Annotated in this window: 19 protein-coding genes and 3 pseudogenes; 10 read left to right on the top strand and 12 right to left on the bottom strand. The window is 33.4% G+C overall.

Annotation, left to right across the window (positions count from 1 at the left end; all coding sequences use genetic code 11):
• The first annotated feature begins 123 nt into the window (after positions 1-123).
• Positions 124-621 (top strand): hypothetical protein, encoded by a 498-nt coding sequence (locus tag STK_RS10755; protein ID WP_052847002.1) that lies wholly within the window; start codon positions 124-126, stop codon positions 619-621.
• A 167-nt stretch (positions 622-788) separates the two neighbouring features.
• The gene (locus STK_RS10750; RefSeq protein WP_010980006.1) at positions 789-1,178 is read left to right on the top strand and encodes a hypothetical protein; all 390 of its coding nucleotides are present in this window, start codon (positions 789-791) and stop codon (positions 1,176-1,178) included.
• 230 nt (positions 1,179-1,408) lie between these two features.
• Here STK_RS10750 and STK_RS15395 read toward each other — a convergent pair.
• Positions 1,409-1,527, bottom strand: a pseudogene (locus STK_RS15395) (ISNCY family transposase); the annotation flags it as partial.
• A gap of 293 nt (positions 1,528-1,820) precedes the next feature.
• Here STK_RS15395 and STK_RS10745 point away from each other — a divergent pair.
• Genes STK_RS10745 through STK_RS10735 form a run of 3 tightly spaced genes read left to right on the top strand, consistent with a single transcriptional unit; the run spans position 1,821 to position 3,354 of the window.
• A complete protein-coding gene (locus STK_RS10745; protein WP_010980005.1) occupies positions 1,821-2,420 on the top strand; it encodes a hypothetical protein in 600 nt (199 codons plus the stop codon).
• A 17-nt stretch (positions 2,421-2,437) separates the two neighbouring features.
• Entirely contained in the window at positions 2,438-2,935 is a 498-nt protein-coding gene (locus tag STK_RS10740; protein ID WP_198429687.1) for a hypothetical protein, read from the top strand.
• A gap of 2 nt (positions 2,936-2,937) precedes the next feature.
• On the top strand, positions 2,938-3,354 hold the full coding sequence (locus tag STK_RS10735; RefSeq protein ID WP_232616473.1) for a PIN domain-containing protein: 417 nt from the start codon (positions 2,938-2,940) through the stop codon (positions 3,352-3,354).
• Between the two features lie 60 nt (positions 3,355-3,414).
• Here the strand turns inward: STK_RS10735 and STK_RS10730 are convergent, their stop codons facing one another.
• Positions 3,415-3,972 carry a type II toxin-antitoxin system VapC family toxin gene (locus tag STK_RS10730; protein WP_010980002.1) on the bottom strand — a complete coding sequence of 186 codons (558 nt, stop codon included), beginning with the start codon at positions 3,970-3,972 and terminating at the stop codon, positions 3,415-3,417.
• On the bottom strand, positions 3,962-4,345 hold the full coding sequence (locus tag STK_RS10725) for a hypothetical protein (RefSeq protein ID WP_010980001.1): 384 nt from the start codon (positions 4,343-4,345) through the stop codon (positions 3,962-3,964). Before STK_RS10725 ends, STK_RS10730 begins: the two co-directional genes overlap by 11 nt.
• A gap of 1,430 nt (positions 4,346-5,775) precedes the next feature.
• Here STK_RS10725 and STK_RS14955 point away from each other — a divergent pair.
• Positions 5,776-6,270 (top strand): annotated as a pseudogene (locus STK_RS14955) (transposase).
• A 337-nt stretch (positions 6,271-6,607) separates the two neighbouring features.
• On the opposite strand, the gene STK_RS10710 reads toward STK_RS14955, so the two are convergent.
• From STK_RS10710 to STK_RS10675, 9 genes and pseudogenes are all read right to left on the bottom strand, one after another.
• Positions 6,608-7,009 (bottom strand): hypothetical protein, encoded by a 402-nt coding sequence (locus STK_RS10710; RefSeq protein ID WP_198429686.1) that lies wholly within the window; start codon positions 7,007-7,009, stop codon positions 6,608-6,610.
• On the bottom strand, positions 6,993-7,250 hold the full coding sequence (locus STK_RS10705) for a hypothetical protein (protein ID WP_052846677.1): 258 nt from the start codon (positions 7,248-7,250) through the stop codon (positions 6,993-6,995). Before STK_RS10705 ends, STK_RS10710 begins: the two co-directional genes overlap by 17 nt.
• Positions 7,251-7,389: 139 nt before the next feature.
• Positions 7,390-7,479 (bottom strand): annotated as a pseudogene (locus tag STK_RS15390) (IS6 family transposase); the annotation flags it as partial.
• Between the two features lie 271 nt (positions 7,480-7,750).
• Positions 7,751-8,812, bottom strand: a complete 1,062-nt coding sequence (locus tag STK_RS10700; RefSeq protein ID WP_010979995.1) for a glycosyltransferase family 4 protein — start codon at positions 8,810-8,812, stop codon at positions 7,751-7,753.
• Between the two features lie 456 nt (positions 8,813-9,268).
• On the bottom strand, positions 9,269-9,778 hold the full coding sequence (locus STK_RS15385) for a hypothetical protein (protein WP_010979994.1): 510 nt from the start codon (positions 9,776-9,778) through the stop codon (positions 9,269-9,271).
• Complete coding sequence (locus tag STK_RS10690; protein WP_010979993.1) at positions 9,751-10,209, bottom strand: hypothetical protein; 459 nt, start codon at positions 10,207-10,209, stop codon at positions 9,751-9,753. Before STK_RS10690 ends, STK_RS15385 begins: the two co-directional genes overlap by 28 nt.
• 864 nt (positions 10,210-11,073) lie before the next feature.
• Positions 11,074-11,823, bottom strand: coding sequence for a hypothetical protein (locus STK_RS10685; RefSeq protein WP_010979992.1), 750 nt, complete (start codon positions 11,821-11,823; stop codon positions 11,074-11,076).
• On the bottom strand, positions 11,795-13,480 hold the full coding sequence (locus tag STK_RS10680) for an AAA family ATPase (RefSeq protein ID WP_010979991.1): 1,686 nt from the start codon (positions 13,478-13,480) through the stop codon (positions 11,795-11,797). Before STK_RS10680 ends, STK_RS10685 begins: the two co-directional genes overlap by 29 nt.
• Before the next feature lie 102 nt (positions 13,481-13,582).
• The gene (locus tag STK_RS10675; RefSeq protein WP_052846999.1) at positions 13,583-14,515 is read right to left on the bottom strand and encodes a hypothetical protein; all 933 of its coding nucleotides are present in this window, start codon (positions 14,513-14,515) and stop codon (positions 13,583-13,585) included.
• Positions 14,516-14,797: 282 nt separating this feature from the next.
• On the opposite strand from STK_RS10675, the gene STK_RS10670 reads away from it, so the two are divergent.
• From STK_RS10670 to STK_RS10660, 4 genes are all read left to right on the top strand, one after another.
• Positions 14,798-15,028, top strand: a complete 231-nt coding sequence (locus STK_RS10670) for a type II toxin-antitoxin system CcdA family antitoxin (protein WP_010979989.1) — start codon at positions 14,798-14,800, stop codon at positions 15,026-15,028.
• Positions 15,025-15,165, top strand: coding sequence for a hypothetical protein (locus STK_RS15380; RefSeq protein WP_198429685.1), 141 nt, complete (start codon positions 15,025-15,027; stop codon positions 15,163-15,165). The genes STK_RS10670 and STK_RS15380 overlap by 4 nt, the downstream gene beginning before the upstream one ends.
• Before the next feature lie 16 nt (positions 15,166-15,181).
• A complete protein-coding gene (locus STK_RS14945) occupies positions 15,182-15,394 on the top strand; it encodes a hypothetical protein (RefSeq protein WP_198429684.1) in 213 nt (70 codons plus the stop codon).
• A gap of 423 nt (positions 15,395-15,817) precedes the next feature.
• Positions 15,818-17,038, top strand: a complete 1,221-nt coding sequence (locus STK_RS10660; RefSeq protein WP_052846674.1) for an ATP-binding protein — start codon at positions 15,818-15,820, stop codon at positions 17,036-17,038.
• Positions 17,039-17,278 lie beyond the last annotated feature (240 nt).

Genomic DNA, 17,278 nt, shown 5'->3' with positions numbered 1-17,278 from the left:
TGTAATAATCAATTATACGTAAGTCAGAACGGGCTATTGAAGGCCATACAAAAAACATCTTCTATGAATAATAATGGTGAGAAGCTCTATGACTTATATATGAGTTATAACTATTTTTTATTTATGCAAGAAGGATCAGTACACAAGGGATCAGTACACATCTTAGAGAGTGAGTATCTAAAATATTTAACGGAGGTTTTTGAATTAGCTTTGCATGAAGTTAAAAGAAGGCTTACGGAAGAGAAGGGTTTCCTCTTTGTGGAGTATGAATTATACCCATTTGACTCAGAGAGAATAGTAATTACAGCAAGTAATAGAAAGATAGGAGAGGAAGAAGAAGATGAATTACGTATCCCAATAGTAGATTCAAAAACTTATTCCCTTTCTATTGAAAACCTTAGAATAGAAGAGAGAAATACGCTTAGGGGGGATACATATTGTTTCATATGGAACGGTTCCCTAGTTAGTGTGAGTAATGAAGAAGTTTATAGAGCCAAAGTTACGCCAGTTGTACAGAATAGGATGTTACGCGTTACTCTTTCACTTAATAATGTTATTAATGATGCAATCATAATAATGAATGCGATATCCGAAGTATTGAATGAATGTATTCCCATGTAAGAACAGCCTTGTTGAATCCTTCATTTTGCAGATGTTAAACTCATCTTTTTTTTTTTAAAAAAAAGTGTTGTTTTAAAATAAGTTCCACATTAGCCTTGAGAAAAAAGAAGTAACCCACAAACCAGAATTAAAGAGAAGTTTTTAAATAATGTTGATTAATTCTCTTTATGGTATTCATATATGATTCGGGTTATCTTTATAGATATGTGGATAGAGCAGAGTTATGTTTCATTCTAAAGAATGGTATAGTTTACTCTACGAAGAATCCCAAAGGAACCTACTGGACTACGCTTTTCACAGATTCCCCTTCAATTGCTAGGAATTGGCTTGCTGTAGATAAAAGTGAGTTTTTTAGGATCGGTGGATTTAGGTTAGCTGATGTTGATCCTAGACATATAAAGTATTCTGGTATTGTTAAGCCTTCTGGCAATTTTAAAGGAGGTGCTATTGAGATTTTAATAGATATACCCATACCTATTATATCAATTTATGATATGATGAGGGGACGACAAATCGGTTCTTACATGAATGTTAGTGATCCCACATTATGCCGATGAACTGAATAAGAAGAGAGTTAATATTAGGGGTGAAATGAGGATTTAAGTTTGATACTTTTATGAGGATCAAATATTATAGTGTTTTTTATAGTAAATGTAAAGGGTAAATGACATTTATCGGTACAAAGTATATTTTGTCATCTCTGTTGTTTAGCTCACTTTTACATCTTAAAGTAAAGCTTGTCCCTTACAATTATTATGAAAAGGGCTATATTATCCCATATAGCATTTTACGTATTTTTCCTTCTCTTGAACAGTTTCTTAATCCCACCCAAAGATTGATACTTTTTATCATTCTCGATATCCTCTTGGCTCCCAACCTTAAGCCAAGATAGTAGTTTAAGGAAATTCTCTTACCATAAAAAGTTATAATATTTTTTCATGAACTAATAAATACTTTGAATTTACTTCCCCCTACTTTATTTAGTTTATCAGAAACAATTTTTCAGTTAATAGGACAATATTTCTTACTTATGTTTAACTAACGTAAAAATATAACGATTTTCCTATAAGTGCTAATCAGAAGATCCAACATTCTCCTACTGTTGCGAACCCACGTCTATTAGCTTTATTTCCATGAAAATCGGGCATGCAAGCGATAAGGAGGTTCAAGCTTATTAACATTAACTTCAAACTTTAATTATGACTGAGTTTCAGTATGCTTCCGTTTCACTTATCACAGATTCCAGAAAGGATGTAATTTTGAAGATACTTTCTAACGAGAGGACAAATCTAAGCTTACCTTCAGTCTCGCTGAATGAAGCACCATATCTTAAGTTTTCTATTCCCTCTCCTCCTTTTACCACTATATCATATGATGAGTTATCATTACTAATGTATGAGGTTTCCTTTAACGATAAAAAGAAAATTACTCTTCAATCAGCTTTAGGTAAAACTACAATTGAAAAAGTTGCAGATACAGTTTCTAAGCTTTCGGAACTGGGTAGGCTATTAACTACAAACTACTTAATTGAAGTAATGCTATCTTATGTTTTAGATGCCGAACTGCGAGGAGTATCTAAGTATAAAAAAGCCGGATACGTATTAGTAGATTATAGCGGTGAAGGGAACTTAAGAGAGTCAGAATACTTGTTATCTATAGCCATTTCTCCCTATATTTATGATCCCAAAAAGTCTGCAGTTGAAATAATTTATAGAGACAAGCAAGTAAATATAGAGACAATTAAGAATTTACTCGATAAAGTGGAAAAGATAGTAAAAGGTGAGGAAAAATTAGCATAAGCCTAACCAACGAAAAGTTGCGTGAGATAGAGACTTCACAATTAGTGAACACAATAGCGGGGCAGAGATTCCTACTCTATGCGTTTTTACAGCTTTCTTATTCGATTGGCAGCATATGGAATTTACCTGTGATAAAAATATTACGCGTAGAGATCGATAATGAAGGAAATCCTATGTATTTCACTACCTATGAGGAGTGGCTAAAATATGTGAGGACTTCAGATTTAGAAGAAATAGTATTACCTGAGGTTAAGACACTGGAGTTGGAAAAAGTATTGAAAGACCTTAACTGGGAATACAAGTTGGAAATCAAGCATAATCTTACCCCCGTAGACCCAGAGGTTATAATTATCTATTTGAATGACTGCAGTCTGGTAAAGAGGGCGGAATACATAGTCCTAGCGTTTACTCTAATTAACGGCGTAGGAAAAGAAATTGTTCCGGTATGTGGAGAGTTTACGATGGAGAAATATAAGGATCATCTATTCCAACAACTCTACTGGCTATCTAAATAGTGATGGAATTGAGAGAAAGAGTATTAGTAGATACAAATATCATTATACAAAAGAGAGACATGATATTTGATTTTCTTAAGAACTACGATCCTATATTTTCCGATCTTATTATTACAGAAGTTATGAAAGTAATAAGGGAAAATGCAATTGAATCTAAGAAGAAAAATAAACCGGAAGTCGCGAATAAATATCTGGCATTCGGTCAGAAATTTTTGAAAATATTATATCAACAGAACACCCAACTCGCCTATCCTGACATTAAGGATTTTACGGATGCGTTTACATTAATGTTTGACAGAGATGTAGACGCAGTTGATGCAGTTATGGCTGTAATTGCTAAAAGACAAGGAGTTAATGTCCTCTCTAACGATAAAGACCTGGATAGATTGAAAGATTATACAAAGCGTATAAGTATTTAACAACCATTGAATATATGTGAGAGTAAGGATAAAGATGGGCCTAGAGGGCTTGCCATAGGATTATCCATCCGTCTGGTAATCCGACTTCCATATACAAAACATATTGGTTAGCTTTGAGTAATTTGGGGTTGTAGGCCGTTGAATTCCTTGAGCGTGAAGCTCTAAATAGTGTATAATGTGTAATAAATGTAATTTACAATCCAATATTTTCTTGAAGTCTGAGTCCTTAGTAAGGATGTAGTAAGAGCGTGTATATGCAAATGATGCAATAAAAAGGTCTATCCTCCAATTTTCGCCCTTAAATCCTAGCCCTTCTTCTCTAACCTTCACTTCAAGTTCTGCTGTTACTTCTGCCTCTTTCTCTGTAATATTGAGTATTTTAAAGGAATAGAAGATAAAATTCTCTATCTCCTCTTTATTTCCAATGTTACCTACTAATATTTCCTCAAGATTTAACAGAGTAATGACCTTATTCCTACAGTTATTTATTATATACGATAAAACTTCTAACCTGTGATTTTTATCTCTACTTGAGAGCCTTATATAATCTAAAATTATGCTTGTATCAAAAATAACGTATGTTTGATCACATTTCTGCAATACTTCATCAACGTGCATTAACTGCGTCCTCTAACTTCCTAATATCAATATACTTATGTAGGTCTGACAGTTGTCTTGGTCTGATACAAGGGTACTTCTTACTGTAAATTTCTTTTACTATGAGATTATCTACAATATGCCCTATTAAGGCATTGGTAATTGCACTAAATATAGCAGTTGTAATGCTGTTATCTTCTGAAATTGAATGCCACATAATAGCACCAGTGATTGTACCAACAATTTTACCTATTATCACTTCTTCTATATCCCTTTCTCCTAACTTTTCGCATACGGAGTTTGCTAGCTTAATACTCTCATCGTCATTCTCTGCAGTGTACTTTACAATAATCTCTCTATCCCGCAAGACATATCTTGCAATATAATCTACCATAATAAATGTTTTAAGTAAGAACTCTAATAAGGATTGCTAATTGTTGGCCATGTTTAAAATTGCTTCCATCATCTAAAGTAGATATGTTCAGATAAAAACTGTGATTCAAGATTTTGCACAATTTTTATACTTGCTCATAGCTCAAAGAGCAACGATCTCTACAAGTTAATATAAGACCTTAAGAAGAACATCTTGATCCTATAAAGGCTGACAGAGCATATACTTTTTTAATCACTTCTAATTAGTACCTCTATTATGGATACGTTTACATAGAATTACACTGTATTCTTATATCGAAGAGTTCCTCGGCTAAAAACCTAAGGGAATTTCCTAAAAAACTACTAACCTAATTAATTTTAACTTTAATGAGAATCTATTTATGTGTCTACCATTTATAGTATATGGATATCAAAAAATCTAAGGGAATTAATAAATTTAGTAAATGTGGATTGGCAAAAGGAGATAAGTAAGTATATAGAGGATAGAGTAAGGAAGGAGTCAATACGAAAATCTATAGAAGGGAAAAGAATAATTTAATTAAAATGAAAAATATAAGTAATTCAGATTTAATTATAATAGACATAGAAGTTCAAGACTAATTTCTTCTATTATAATCTCATTTTTCTTTGTAGATAATTTTACAGATAAAGTAATTAAAAAAGAAGAGAATAATGAAGATTTCTTAATGTTAGATTTAGCATTTGCTGAGGTTTCCTTTGGAAAAGGATAGTATTGTTAAGTGATAACTAGAATGCTACACAGCTAAGAAATGCTCTAGGTTTTACAGAGAAAGTATGTAAGATAGTTTACGTTAAGGATATTGCTATGGAAGCTATTAACTTAGCTGTGAGGGAGAAGTTACCTTTTTATGCTTCAGCATTTCTTTATCTTGATATAAAGGAAAATACTAAACTATTAACTATTGACCTAAAACTATTTAATTAAACGATAAGTTAAAGAACTATGTTATAATTCCAGAAAGTTAAAAATTGAGAAGGTATAATTTCACTTATATAACATAAATAATATAAAGAAAATTTTCGTATCACTTAAAAACATAAATGATAGTATCATTATTAAGCTATAATACTTTTCTGAAAGACTGAGCTCCTATGACTTTATATGGAGAGTTTCTCTATCTAATAAATTTATAATTTAATAACGACTCTGTCTGTAGGCTAAGAAAAACTAAAGGACATGGTATTCTTGAAATAGGGTTTCCGCGTAATTTGAAGGCTTATTGTTTCTCTTTATGGCTTTGCATATAAAGTTCTATGCCAAAATTACTTTATGGATAGCATTTATAGGAAAATCCTTGCAGTTTAAGGGAACCTTAAAAACTTTTTAAAAATTAACCAAACAAAATATCGGATGAATCAAACTCATTACTCTAAGAGTATTACAAGGAACTTCAAGAAGCATTACAACAAATCTTCACAGCCTTGACTAACGCGAGAAAAGACTAGTACTAGGAGGAGTAATTGGTGGGACAACAACAGAAATAGCACAAGAAACAAACACAAACTACGAAACAGTACTAAAAAACTTGGACAAAATAGCAAAAACTTGATCAAAATAGTAAAAGACCACCCAGTACAACTAATACGACACACACAATATAAAGGTATGGGAAAAAGATACTTCTTCTCAACCAACACACCAGAAGACATAACATGGGAAAACCGTTGGGATATTGAAATAGTAATTAGGGAGCTAAAAGCTCTAGGCTTAGAGAAGAGCTCTTTCCTCACATGGGCTAGGAACAAGGGTTTCATAACCTTGAAAGCCCTCTCCCTCCTCTTAGTTCTCTCATTTAAGTATTCTCTTGGCTTAAGGTTGGGAGCCAAGAGAATATCGAGGATGATAAAAAGTATCAGTCTTTGGGTGGGATTAAGAAACTGTTCAAGAGAAGGAAAAATACGTAAAATGCTATTCGGGCTTCAAGCCCAACTTCCGGTTTGGAGGCGGGCCAAGCTCCCCGTCGAGCTTTGAGCCCAAGGAAGTCAACGGCCTCAACCCCAGTCAGATCTGTATTACGCAGATCTGACTAATATGTTTTATATAAGGAGGTCAGTTTATATACAATAACTATATAAAATTCGCCGAGACAAAAACAAGAAAACCTTATTCCTCCTCGACTTCTATCGTAACTGTCGGGGTTTTCGCACACCCTCCTTATAGCATCTAAAAGTGTTTGCGGACTTAACCCCTTAGACATGAGAACCTTAGCGTGCTCTTCCAACCTTCTCGAAGCATGAGCAGTTACCTCACAGTTTGGAACAATACCCAAGAGACCATCACACACGGACTACCGTTCGGATCTCTCAAGTCTGGGAAAACGGTTACGTTAGTTACCTCCAAAGTGCCCTCTATTACTTTATCACCCACTCTAATTTCCAGCCTCGGTTTTACTATAACCTCGACTGACTCTGGGGGGACACCGTTATGACTCATCGTCTTTTGAGGTAAACAGACCTCCCCAAACTTGGGCTTGTCAGTGTCAGCTGTAGTTACTGCAGTCACTTGAACGCTGAACTTCCCCTCATTCTCGAAGACATGCAGTGGAACCAGGAATATCCTTATTATCAAGTTTTCTCCGCTAACCTTGGCTTTTATAACACCGGGAGACATAGATACTATCTCGTACTCACTTAGGAGCCTCATCTTCGTCATCCAAGTAGACTATGTCTATGGACACTATTCTCCCTCTCTCGTCCCTCCAGATCTGAACTGTTGCGTCGTGATCTTCTACGTCGCGTGGAGTTCCGCCAAATCTTATAAAAATGCCATCGGCAAACTCCTCAACTCTCGGATATTCAGAATTGATTGAGAAACTCTGAACCGGTGCATTAATTGAGGTGTTGAGAGGTAAAAAGCCGTTATCGTAAAACTCTTGAGAGTACATTTACATTCCCATATATTCTTTCTTCTTCAAATTTAAAACTTTATTCGTCGTAACTAGATCATAGGGGTTGGACTTTTATAGGGTTTCATGATATTTGATATCAACCCTCGTCCTCATACCCCTTGTCCGGCTCCCCGTGCCTAGGCTTAAGATTAATATACTCCATTAAAACTAATATTACTTGGGTGAGCACGGGAACATTCCACCTAGTTCCCGTAGTATCACCCAATTAATACTCCCGTGCTCACCCTAAAAAGGTATTACGTCGCATTCTGTCAATAGAACACGAACAGTTCATATAATTTATTTTGAATTAACAAAATTATTGTCCGCACTCAAATTACTTTATGGATTAGGGCTGAATTTTTATCAGAGATAACGTTAGACTTTGCTTTTGAATTAATGCTTGATTTACAAAAATTTAAGACTTAAAACCTAGAAAATTGAATTCCACGAAGCATGGTCAAATTATTATCTAAACTAGTGTATTTCACTTTCATTTACTCATATATTTTCATTAACAATTCATATAATTTTCTAGCATGGTTAGTCCAACTCAAGCTTTTAGCAATTTCCCAAGAGTTAATGCTCATTTTCTTCCTTAGACTTTCATCTTCCAATATCTCATTTATTCTATCCACAGCTTCATCCCAATCTCTTACCACATATCCGTTATCTTTTATTAGTTCCTTACTACCTAAACCCTCATTTACTATTACGGGCATTCCAGCCCCCATAGCTTCTAAAACTCCCATACCGGGCCCTTTTTCATTAAAACCGAATCGTATTAGCACTGAGGCTTTATCATAAAGTTCTTGCAGTTTACTCTCTGAAATAGGCCCGGTTATTATTACCTCCTTATATTTACTCATGAATTCGTTTAATGTGTCTTGTCTAGTCCAATATCCCGCCATTACCAGTTTTCCCTTAATTTTTTTACTAATCTCCCCGTAAATCTCGGGCCTTCTTCCAGAATCCCATACTGAAACTGCCAAGACAATCTTTTCTCTCTCAAGATTTATCCTCTCTCTGGGGTAACAACCGGGATATACTACTTCAGCGCTAAAGCCCTTACTAGCTAAGATCTCTTTGTTCCATTTACTGTTCGTGATTATTAATTTGCTCTTCTCTAAAATTTTTTTCTCCATAAATTTGGGTAAAGCCCATTTTATTCCTTTGTTATCAAAAGAGGTTTCGTGAATGTAAATTGCGTAATCTTCTCCGTGTTTTATTTTCCTTAAATACCCCGTTAACCCGGCGAATTGATCGTGAAATAATGCGGGTCCTTTAATTATATCACTGGCTTTTATGATTCTGTCTAAGTCTACTGTGGCCTCGTCTCCCCTCTGACCTGCATAAATAGATGTTAACACTTTAAAAATCCACTTAGATTTACCGTCAAAAAGGACTTTCACATCTATGTTAGATAAGTCATATTGTGTCCCGGCATGTCTGTAAACTATTAGTGTGCTTTTCATATTTCTGGCTTCTTCAACCGCAACTCTAGTAACTCCTCCTTTCCAAAGGATTCTTAGCACGATGTTTATCTTCTCATCTTTCATTATGCTTAACTGAGATTTTAGTTATTTATTATTTTTCTTACTTACTGTGTTGTTGTTGGATGTTTTATACTTTATCAGAGCTTATAAGGCAAGACAATATCCTTTATGAACTTAGAGATACTGTTTAAGTTATGGAGTGTGGACATAGTGTCGTCACTAAGGTATTTATATTTCTGGATTCACATTAGGATGTATAAAACTTTTTCTTAGTATCTTCTCCTTATAGAGATTTTCATTAATTAATAAATTTATACCATAATGACGATACTATCTTCACACTCAAGATAATCCTTCATATCGATATGGCTAAAAGACAGAAACGTGACCTTAGTGCAATTGGCTTTAAAGAGTTCTAATACTCGTTTACGAGAGATAAGTCCTTACACCCAATCATGATTTAAGATAAAATGAAAATATAGGGACAAAGGGATTAATCTACGATCTAAAGTACAGTCATTATACTAAAAACTGATATAATGTTTTAAGTATCTCACAACTCTCACTTTGGTTCAACCCACTAATGAAAGTTTCAATTTCGTTACTTGAAAGGTAATACTTTTCTAACTCCTTAAGAGTTTTCTCATCTACTTCTTTTTCTGCCTCATGAACTTTTACTAAATATCTTTTCCTTATCTTAACCCAATTATTACTTTCGTTTACAATATTATTTATTATAGTATATATATCATGTTCTGAAGTCTCGCTTAAAAACAAAGATAGAGCTAAGTAATTTTTATATTTTATTAAATGGTCTTTATATAATCTACTTCTGAAATCCCTTCTTAATATAGGATCATTACACTTCTCAATTAAATACTCCATAATATACTTTGATTCCTCCTCTATGGCGCAAAGTAAAAGAAACGCAGAAACATCTCTACTAACATTTTTCTCTATGCTTGAAAGATACAATGCATAGAAATCATTAACACGTTTCTTTATTCGTTCTCTGAAAGATTTTCCCATATTCCGTTCCTTTTTCTGCAAACTTTCAGAATTTTCTCCACTCTCTCCACAGTACTTCCTACTAAATATCCCGCTACTCCGGATAAAACAGCGATAAGTAAACTTACGTCAGGTTTTTTGGTATACGCATAACTTCCAGTTCCACCAGCACTACTGCCTATTACTCCTCCTTCAATCTCATATGTTATAACTCTAGATATTATTATTCTGAAAGCCGAAATTCCTAAGCCTAATAAAATCTCATCAATCTCTCCACATCCCAGAATTCTCTGATCTTCCGGTGTTCTAAAAGTTATAGTTATAACTCTATGCCCCCTTTTATTTATCCTTACGTCTTGATCTAATTTTATAGGCAACCTACGTTGGATATCATTAGGGGTAAAGGTAGAAGTGGTATAAGCATCAATAACATATCTTATATGATTTGCCACAATATCATATTTCTTGCCAGTTTTAAAAACTTTAATTAAGCTTCTTTTATTATCTGGGTGAGTATGCTAACCTCACTAAGAGAGTATAGTAACTATTATGGAAAAATATATGGTAAGTTCTAATATTAAATTTCTACGTTTTATGGAATTTTCATGAATTTGTATCCAATCCTCAGCCCTCGGGCTTCACTGAAGTTAGGGACATTGCCCGTTAATTCTTCTCTGTCCTTTTAGCGGGATAATCCACAACAGCGTATGGAAAATTTTCACATCTTACATAACATCTTACTACCTTTCAAGACACAATGCGGTAGAAAGCTTTCTAAGAAATACTTTGCGTATAAAATACATAATTCACGGTTTATTAGAAACTGTTAATAACTGCAAATTTCGCTCAAAGATTTGCACGCAAGTACTATAGGCTTATCTATATAGTATTTCATACCTATATCCCTTTCAAAATACGTATAAAACTCTTCATCTTATTTACCTCTCGATCTAATCTATTTATAATATCCTTATTGGCCACAATGAAAAGCCTTATTTTCAAATCCCCTTTAGGTATAATACCCTTAGTGTATAAATAATTCTATATATCTTACACAAAAGCGAAATTTCTCCATATATTGAGTTAATTCCCTCTCCTTATACATAGATAGTTCGTGTATTTCCACCGTGACAACCTTATTTCATCACGAAATTACGACAAAGTCGTAATGGCTTTTCCCTAATTTTCCTAAAGTTATTTTTTATGTCATCACACATTATGTTAACTCGAAATCGGAAAAGAGAATAAGCTCTTGCGTGTCTATTTCGATTGCACAACTACCATCTATTAAATATATTGAACAATTTCCATGTATCTTAAGGATTGGCTATAAGTCTTAATGTATGATCTAATCTATAAAATGATTTTCTACAATGTTCCTTATGTCTTATCATTAAATATATCAAAAGTTTATCTAAGTTATCAAAAAGTTCAGAGCCTAATCTGAAATTCCTAAAATTTTTGTTTAATTTATCATAAAAATCTTTTGCATCAACAATATTTCTTAGCATTGAAATACGTTCATTGACCTTAGGCTCATTGATTCCTTTTAGGAATTTTATAATATCTTCTTCTATCTCATGTGATGAAAATCTATTATCATTTAAATCACCATTATAAGTAATAATGACAATTTTATCACCATCATGAAAAATATAAACCCCGTCAATATCTTCCTTGATGTTATTCCCTAAAGTGCTCATTAAATTTTCATACTTACGCTGGTTGTCTATATCACCTATAAAAACTATTACCTTAGCTCGTTTGTAAATATCACTCTCATCTTGCTTAAGCTTATTAAGTACCGTATTCCAATTATCTATACCAGTTGTTCCTAAATACGAAGTTTTTGTAAATGCTAAAGTTTTATTACAATTTAATACAATAGCTGCCATAGTTAATATTACTCTAAAGTCTCTTTCACCATCTAGAATAAATATTAAAGCGTCAATATTCTCGTTTTGATCTTTAGATTCCGAAATTTTAATGTTATACTTATTTAGTTCTTTTTTCACTCTATTGAAGTCACTAGATAAGCTAGGGGTTAATAGCTTTATCTTTACCACTACCTATCGCCCTAATTATTGCTCTAGGATCTAAACCTAACTTTAAATATTCCTCAAGATCCTGTATTTCTTTTACCCTTAATATACCATCCTTATCTATATCAACAACAATGCACTTACCGTCCTTTGCAATATCTTTTGCTACCTCAAGGTTATGCGTAGTGACTACAACTTGGGAAGGTATATCAGAAAACCAAGCAATAACTTTACCTAGTAATGAAGAATTCAGGTGAGACTCAATATCGTCCCATAGAATTATACTAGGCTTCAAGTATTCATATAATATCCTTGAAATTATATAGATTTTCACACCTTCCCCAACATCGTAAAGCCTTACCCTTTTGCCGTCCTTTCTGATTAGGTAAAAAGTGTAAGTCCCGCCGAAAGGTTCTAACGTCATTGTTAAATATTCTTCAACATTAATCTCGTTAATTTCATTAAATATCTCATTAAATATTTCAGTATAGTTAGAAATTTCCTCCCAATTATCTTTGATAAATTTAGTGTAACGAGACATTAATCTCGGGCTTAAATATAAAGCCTTTACCTCATTGCTTTTTCCACTTTCAACGTATCTTATGATGTCATCATATTTTATCTCATCTCCTCTAAGCACGGGAGGAGATGCAGTATTATAAAACCTATATATAAATTTATTACCTTTTTTAACGTTGTGGAGATATGCCAACAGCTCTAGAGTAGTATTAAAGCCTGGAGGCTTCTGTTTGGGATCCGAAAGTAAATAAATTGCATCCAAAATTGTAGTTTTTCCAGCATTATTTGCACCAATTATAACATTAACCCTATCAAGATTGAGTTTACCATACGCTATTCCCCTGAAGTTCTCGATCTCAACTTCACTAAATCCAGCTTTTTCAACTTTATCTACTATAGTTATTTCCCCTTCATAAACGTTAAGAAAATTCACATTAACTCTTGCGGTATTATCTCCACTATTGGCAACTAAATAAATCGAACCTTGGTGTCTTGAGATTTTGAACGGAAAAGGACCAAAATCGTCGATCCATAGATATATTTTATCACTAGCAAGAAGCTTTAAGTTATGGCAACCAGTTAAATCTTTGTTTATCTTAAGTGTTTCACATTTACCGTCCTCATTTATTACAATTAAATCAGTCCTAGAATAATGGGGATCAAAACCTATAGCAATACTACCTTTAGAATAGTATTTACTACATCCACCCAACATCTTGCCGTGACACTCTGGGACAGTATCTGGCTCGTTTTCTGCAAAGAGCCCTAATAAGAGGTTATCAGCCTCACCTTCATAGCAATAACTCAGCTCTAGGTATAATGGAGTTTTCACTTCCTTTCTGGAGTATAGGTAAGTTAACGAATTTTTTTCGTTATCAAGCAGAAGCTTATCCTTTACCTCAGACTTCTTTTCACATTCTTCATATTTAATCATCTTAAAATCTTCTGGATATGAAAGAGTAAAGACTTTATCCTTAGGGTATTCATTATCATTAGCCTTAAACAAGTAAACATAACGAGTCTTAGTATTAACATCAACGTAGAGCTTTCCTTTTTCTCCATAAGCATTTAAAATCCTTTTATTATCATCTAAGACATAATAACCCTTAGCGTCAAAATCAATAATAAGAAGCCCTTGTTTACCTTTAACTCTATATAGCATATTATAAAATTCATGAAAGGAGATATATGCTTTATATAGGCTGTTGTACTTTAAGTTATGAAAGAGTATAAGAGTCTTTATAAACTATTTCTTGATTAACTATTACTGATATATTATAACGTTTAAGCCTTTTGCGTAACCCCTTACAGCTTTACTAATCTTTGGGCCAGCAAGTACTGGGATAATCCTTTTACCCTGATACTCCTTCTCAACCTCCTTAACTTTAGTTAATAAATCATCAACCTCCTTAATTTCAGCCCTAAACTTAACCTCAATAACATAAACAGCCTTATCAGTCTCAACAAGAGCATCAACCTCACCAATAGAAGTCTCATAATGCCTATAAACACTAACCACCTTTTCACCCCCTTCTTTAATACTATCCAAAAAATTACTAACAAAAAACGACTCAGTGAGAACACCCAAATCACTCCTAAGAGCTGCAACCTCACCCTTCACCTCATCAATCTTAGCCTCAAGCTCACTCTTCATCCTCTTATCATTCTCTAGCAGTTCTTTCTTTATTCTTTCATCATTCTCCAACAATTCCTTCTTAGACTTATCGACATATTCTATTATTTCCTTCTTTATTCTTTCATCATTCTCTAGCAGTTCTTTCTTTATTCTTTCATCGTTTTCTAGTAACTCCTTCTTAACACCATTAACATATTCTATTATTTCTTTCTTCACCTTTTCATCGTTCTCCAATAACTCTTTTTTAGACTTATCTACGTATTCTATTATCTCTTTTTTATTCTTATCTACATACTCTATTAATTCTCTTTTTATCTTATCATCATTCTCTATGACTTCTTTCTTTATTTTGTCATCGTTAGTTAATAGTTCTTCTCTGGTTTTTCTTATTTCATCCCTTAAACTCCTTTCTAACTCCTCTATCTTCTTCTCAAAAGACTGTGAATAGATATACGTTAGGGCAATATAAGCCTCAGTATTCGTTAACTCTTGCCCACTCTTCAGTTTCTCAACTATCTTCAAAATACTCTCACTGAACCACCTTACAATCTCATCTTCCATAGTCATATACTCCACACTCAGTTTAATATTTATTTTGGACGGGGATAAACCAAAATAACTGAGTACATAGAGACAAAAGGAAAATGGAGTGCGTTCCCTTAGGCTAGTCCCAATGAGTTAAGTGCAACTGTATATGTTCTCTAAAGATATTTGTAGTGGAATTAAAAGCAAGGAACGTTGGAAGTAAACATTATATCAAGTAAGCATGTAGTTTCTTTCATGGCTTGTAGTATAAATTCTTACTACATAAAATTTATTTATATAAGATGTAAGAAGTAATATGTGAGTGACTGGGTAACCGTATCTACTAAAATCAGAAGAGAAGTATGGGAGAAGGCTAAAGCATATAACATTAACATAGGCGAAACGCTTAGGAAGGCATTAGAGGAGGAGGTGAAGAGAAGAGAAGAGGAGGAGACTAGAAGGTTGTTAGACTTAGCATCAGAAGAAGTGAAGAAAATACCCTCTGAAGAGATTGTGGAAGAAATAAGGAAATGGAGGAGGGAGAGATGAGTTATCTTTTTGATTCAAGTTCAATCTTTAAGGCTATAAGGTTAGGTAGGAGAGAGCTCGATCTTCTAAAGGATAATTACACTATAGATCTAGTAAATCATGAGTTAGGTAACATAATTATGGAAATAATGAAATAAAATAGATATAAATGTGGTGTTTAAAGCAGTTTCATATGCTTTATCATTTATGAAAATATTCAACGTAAAACTGGATGATGAGATATTAAATGAAGCAGTAAAAAGGAACCTAACTTATTATGATTCAGCATATCTGGTGGCTGCAAAAAGACTTAGAATAGAGCTCGTGAGCCAAGATCAAGACCTTATAAGGAATGGTGCGAAAAGGCTTGAGGATCTGACTTCTTAGTAGAGTTTGTTATCAAGTAAAAATACTTAAAGGTAAAAGATGAAATAGAGATAAATGAAGGAAAGTGGTTATATTTCTTGCTAAGTGAGTAGGACTAAAGAAGATTTAGAGAAGGAAAAATCAAGAACTCACCGAAAAAGGAGTACTTTTTGAACTACCCTCTTCTAAAGATCGACACTAACATTATATTAGTGAGAAAGTCACAAATCGCTGAAAATAAGCCTATGTCCACAAAACTTTACGATAAATAAAGTAGTATCGATAATGGGAAAATTCTATATAAAAGTTATTACTGTTTTTCATCATCTTCCTTAAGGGAGAGCTCTTTATTCAACAACTGTTTTACTATACTAATACATTTTCGCGGATAAGTGTTTTACTACAGTAAAACATTTTTACACTAATGTGAGAGTATATTATTATATGAACATTGAGGAATTAAAGAGGGTGATCAAAGATCAGAGAGAGTATTTAGAATCGTTAGAAAAACAGAAAATAATAGAAAGGGAGCTACCATTTAACGTTGAGCAGTATTTATCTAAACCTAATATCTTAGCAATATTAGGCGTGAGAAGGTCTGGTAAATCTACATTAGGTTATCTTTTGGTAAGGGAGAAGAATTTTGCTTATATTGATTTCAGTGATGACAGATTAGTAAATTTCACAGACTTTGATACACTAACCAAAGCGTTCTATGAATTATACGGTGATTTCACTCACGTTTTGATAGATGAACCCCAATATGTTAATGGCTGGGAATTATTTGTAAATAGATTAAGGAAGGAAAAGAGTGTGATAATTACTGGAAGTAATTCAAGTTTACTTTCTGGCGAGCTAGCTAGTGCTTTAACTGGTAGACATGTGGACTTAATTCTTTTCCCCTTTTCGTTTAAAGAATACTTAACTTTTAGAGGGGTGAAAGTGGACTTATATTCTACGAAGTCAATCTCTTTAATAAAGAATGAATTAGAAAACTATCTGAAAGAGGGAGGATTTCCGGAAACCCTATCCTTAGGTAAGAGAATTATCCCATCAATTTATAATGATATAATAACTAAGGATGTCATCGGTAGGTATAAGATAAGGGATGTAGTTAAATTTAAGGAGTTTGTAAACTCCATGGTTAAATACTACTCTACTGAGATATCAGTGAGGAAATTGGCAAATTTATTAAAGATAAGCACTAGAACAATTGAGGAATGGCTTAACGCAATCCAAGAGTCATATTTATTATTCTTCGTCAGAAGATATAGCAGAAGTCCCAAACAGTTTAATGGTCAAAGAAAAGTATATGTTATAGACGCTGGAATAGTTAACTACCTAACTTCTTTCTCTTATGGTGGTCTAATGGAGAACGTAGTAGCAATACAATTACTGAGGAAGAACCAATTGGAGGGAATTTACTATTTGAGGGGTGAGGATTATGAAGTGGATTTTGTAGATGAAAAAAACGGAGAGTTAATACAAGTATCTTATGTGTCTTCTCAAGATGAGATAAATAGGAATGAGATAAGGTCTTTAGTTAAGGGAAGTCAGATCACGGAGTTTAATAAGCTAACTATAGTGAGTTGGGATTTGGAAGATGAAATAATAGTTGAGGGTAAAAAGATTAGAATTGTGCCCCTATGGAAGTACTTAATTTAAACTAATGCAAACAGTATTGCATATGTAGGAAAATCATTTAGTAGACCCGATTTCATCATTACGAAAATAACTCAGAAAAGTGATAAAATAGTTTAACTGATTATTCTTGTGTTGCAATGACATTATCACGTAAAAACAAGATAATAGGAGTAATGGAAATCTTCTAGCTAAGGTTAATATCACGAAAGCACTTTATAGGAGAGTCGTTACATTTTTACGTTAGTTAAACATATGTAAGAA

The organism is Sulfurisphaera tokodaii str. 7 (assembly GCF_000011205.1).
Classification (GTDB): Archaea; Thermoproteota; Thermoprotei_A; order Sulfolobales; family Sulfolobaceae; genus Sulfurisphaera; species Sulfurisphaera tokodaii.
This window is presented reverse-complemented; position numbering and strand designations above follow the sequence as displayed.